Origin of the sequence: Acinetobacter sp. Lyrl_1 (assembly GCF_051948795.1) — a bacterium.
Lineage (GTDB): Bacteria > Pseudomonadota > Gammaproteobacteria > Pseudomonadales > Moraxellaceae > Acinetobacter > Acinetobacter towneri.
On record NZ_JAYJLK010000079.1, the window covers coordinates 1 to 3311 of the forward strand.

Consider the following 3311-nt stretch of genomic DNA (forward strand, 5'->3'; position numbering starts at 1 on the left):
TTATTAAATGGTCGCTTGGAACAAGAATCACTGAGATGAAACGAATAGGAATAGTTGCTACATTCATACAAGAACAAGCATCTGTGTGCTTTGGACTCAAAACAATATAAAGTTCAACATATCATGCATCTACAATATCTACAAAATTAGCATTTAAAACTTTTGCCAAATCGCTTGGTGTTAAACCAATATCTAATCCCCGCTTCCCTCCACTCACATACATAGTTGCAAGCTGTTGAGCGGATGCATCAATCACTGTTTTCAGTTGTTTCTTCTGCCCAATTGGACTAATGCCCCCAACCAAATAACCTGTCAAACGCTCAGCATCTTTAGGATCAGCCATGTGTACTTTTTTACACTGAAAAGCAGCCGCAACTTTTTTAAGATTTAATTGGTAATGGACAGGTAAAATCGCCACAAAATAATGCTTATCATCACTGACCAATAAAGTTTTAAATACTTCTGTGACATCTAAGCCTAACTTCTCCGCAGCTTCTAAACCAAAACTTTTAGCATTATGATCATGTTCATATTCATGCATAGAAAATTGAATTTTCTTGGCTTTTAAAAGTTTAGCTGCTGGAGTCATTGAAAAAATACTGTAAAAAACGATGCTCAAATTATACGCTTGATTGAGATTAAAAGTGAATTCGCTTAGGCCATTTTTAAATATAAAAGTAACTATCGAAAAAATAGCCTAAAATCATTAACTTGGTTTACGTGAATTTTCAACCAACACGTTAGCTAAGCGCTGTGCATGCGCAATCACGCGATCCAACCAACGTTGTGCCGCCAACAACTCTAAACCTGTCGCAGCATTGAGCTGATTCACGGCAATATATTGCAGCACTTTTTCACGGTTTTCGGCACGTTGATCTTCTGTCCATTTTTTCAAATTAGATAATTCGGTATTTAGACTTAGTACATGTTTATGCACATCAAAATCATCCATTTCTTTTAGATGTTCATCAAGAATTTGTACAAAATCTAAGCCAACTTGATAAATTGCAGGTTGGGTGCGTATTTCTTTTGCTAAAGTAATATTTTCCAAATCACTTCGTAAAACACGTAAATACACCATCAAACGAAGCATCGCCATTAAACGCTGTTGATCGGCTTCATTTTCTGAAATCGACATTTCTTCCAAATAGCGTTGGACTTGAATGAGTACTTCATCTAGCTGTAATAAACGTACTTTTGAAGGTAATCTTCCCTCTTGGATAGCCAGTTTTAGCATCACCAAAACGTCATACAAACTATGGTAAATCACCTTTGATGCAGCATGAATAGCCAAGGCGGGCACAGATAAACTCGCTTGATCGAGATAACATAAAACCGATTGAGTTTGATCTGGGATAATTTTCATAATCAGTTTTTCGAACTGACGGATAAAAGGCAAAATAATCAAAGTACCAGAAATACTGAATGCTGTATGAAATGCAGCAACAATCACCACATTGTCCCATGTTGCCATAAGACGTTGATTTTGTGTTAGCTCAAGAAATAACGGTTTTAAAATAATAAAAGCAAAAATGGATGAAATGATGTTAAAAATCACATGAACCGCTGCAGTACGTTTGGCATTTGCAGTTGAACCAATTGCAGCAATAATGGCTGTCGCCACCGTACCAATATTCTGTCCAATCACCAAACCTAAAGCCTGTTGCAAATCAATCGCACCACTGGCCAATGCTGCTAAGGTCGCGGTAATTGCAGCACTTGAAGATTGCAACAGAATGGTCATGATAATACCGACCAAAACCAAACTGAGTTGCGCAATCAAAGATCTACTTGAAAATACTGATAAATCGACACGTTCAGCAAAACCTGACATGGCAACTTGCAACATATCAATGCCAAGGAAAATCAGACTAAAACCTGCCAATGTCATTCCAAATAATGCAACTCGCCCCTGACTAAATAATTTGAGCATTGCACCCAAACCCAGCAAAGGTAATGCAAAACTGGTGATGGAAAATTTAACACCTAAAAATGCCACCATCCAACCCGTACTGGTTGTGCCAATATTCGCGCCAATAATGACACCAATTGCATGAGCAAAAGTAAGAATACCCGCACTGACAAAACCAATTGTGGCTAAAGTCGTTGCTGTAGAAGATTGTACAATTAAGGTTAAACCGAGGCCTGAAAGCACAGCTTTAATGGGTGAACCTGTGAACTTAGACAACCAAATACGCAAGGTTTCCCCTGCCATATCTTTTAAGCTGTCCGTCATCATGGTCATACCAATCAAAAATAGGCCAATACCACCACATAATTGTACAAAGACTTCTAACACACTTACTCCCTGTGCAATAAGCAATTTTCAAAGTGCTAAAAAGTCGATATTGTACGTACTTTTATCTTAAAATTGCAGTTTATTTGTTCTATTCCAATAGTTTATATTAAATAAAAAACTTGTCATCAATTTGACATATTATTAAAACCTAAGGATAGATCAGACTCCATTGGTTTATCCAATCATTCGATAAAACAAAACGAAACCTCTGTATTATGCTGACACGATACAATTCAAATCTTCAGTTCACTTGACTGAACCAATCGCTCACCTCAAAATCAGTATATATACTCACATACGCCAAAATGACAGATATAGTTTTAATATGATTTTTAATGCATTTAGAAAATATCCATCTATAAAAATATTCAGTATTGGTTGTACTGTTTTAACGTTAGCAGCCTGCTCTCCACTAGGAGGTGGCTCTCTTGCAAAACGCTCAGCTAAACTTTCTACAGGGATCCAAAAGGCTTATGCTGTGCATCCTGATACAGCAAATCGTGTAGCACCAATCATTGTACAAAGTGCAGAACAACATAATGTTGATCCTCTGCTTCTCGCTGCAGTTATTAGACAAGAATCGAATTATCGTGCCTATGCTGTTTCACCTTCAGGTGCAGTTGGGTTCACACAAATTATTCCACGTTATTGGCAGCAGACTTGTCCTGGCGATTTATTCCATGAACATACCAATATCAACTGTGGTACATTTATTTTAAATCATTATAAAAATCAGTCGGGTAAATGGCCTAAAGCTTTGGCCTATTACAATGTGGGACCTACTGGCTACAATAGTAATCGAAAAATGAAAAAGCAAGGTAAACGCTACGCAAAACAAGTCAAACAGCACCAAAAAAACTTAAAAGATGCACTTTAATTTTGACTTACTAGCTTAATAAAGTAGCCAATACCCGTTGAATTAAAGCCATCCTCAGATGGTTTTATTTTCCTTTCTTTTTCTACTTTTCTTCTTAATATTTTCTTTCCCACATAAAAAACACCCTCAACGCGA

3 protein-coding genes are annotated in these 3311 nt (G+C 37.0%); 1 reads left to right on the forward strand and 2 read right to left on the reverse strand.

Translation table 11 applies throughout. The features are described from left to right. Positions 1–121: 121 nt before the first annotated feature. Positions 122–589 carry a Cys-tRNA(Pro) deacylase gene (ybaK, locus tag VF675_RS13475; protein WP_004973860.1) on the reverse strand — a complete coding sequence of 156 codons (468 nt, stop codon included), beginning with the start codon at positions 587–589 and terminating at the stop codon, positions 122–124. A 117-nt stretch (positions 590–706) separates the two neighbouring features. Next, the gene (locus tag VF675_RS13480; RefSeq protein WP_440205368.1) at positions 707–2299 is read right to left on the reverse strand and encodes a Na/Pi cotransporter family protein; all 1593 of its coding nucleotides are present in this window, start codon (positions 2297–2299) and stop codon (positions 707–709) included. 325 nt (positions 2300–2624) lie between these two features. Here VF675_RS13480 and VF675_RS13485 point away from each other — a divergent pair, with 325 nt between their 5' ends. Beyond that, complete coding sequence (locus VF675_RS13485) at positions 2625–3176, forward strand: lytic transglycosylase domain-containing protein (RefSeq protein WP_253107465.1); 552 nt, start codon at positions 2625–2627, stop codon at positions 3174–3176. Positions 3177–3311: the final 135 nt, after the last annotated feature.

What these genes read in the sequence shown, in the direction of transcription:
- ybaK (WP_004973860.1), bottom strand. Translation starts at nt 589, where the DNA reads ATGACTCCAGCAGCTAAACTTTTAAAAGCCAAGAAAATTCAATTTTCT.
- VF675_RS13485 (WP_253107465.1), top strand. Translation starts at nt 2,625, where the DNA reads ATGATTTTTAATGCATTTAGAAAATATCCATCTATAAAAATATTCAGT.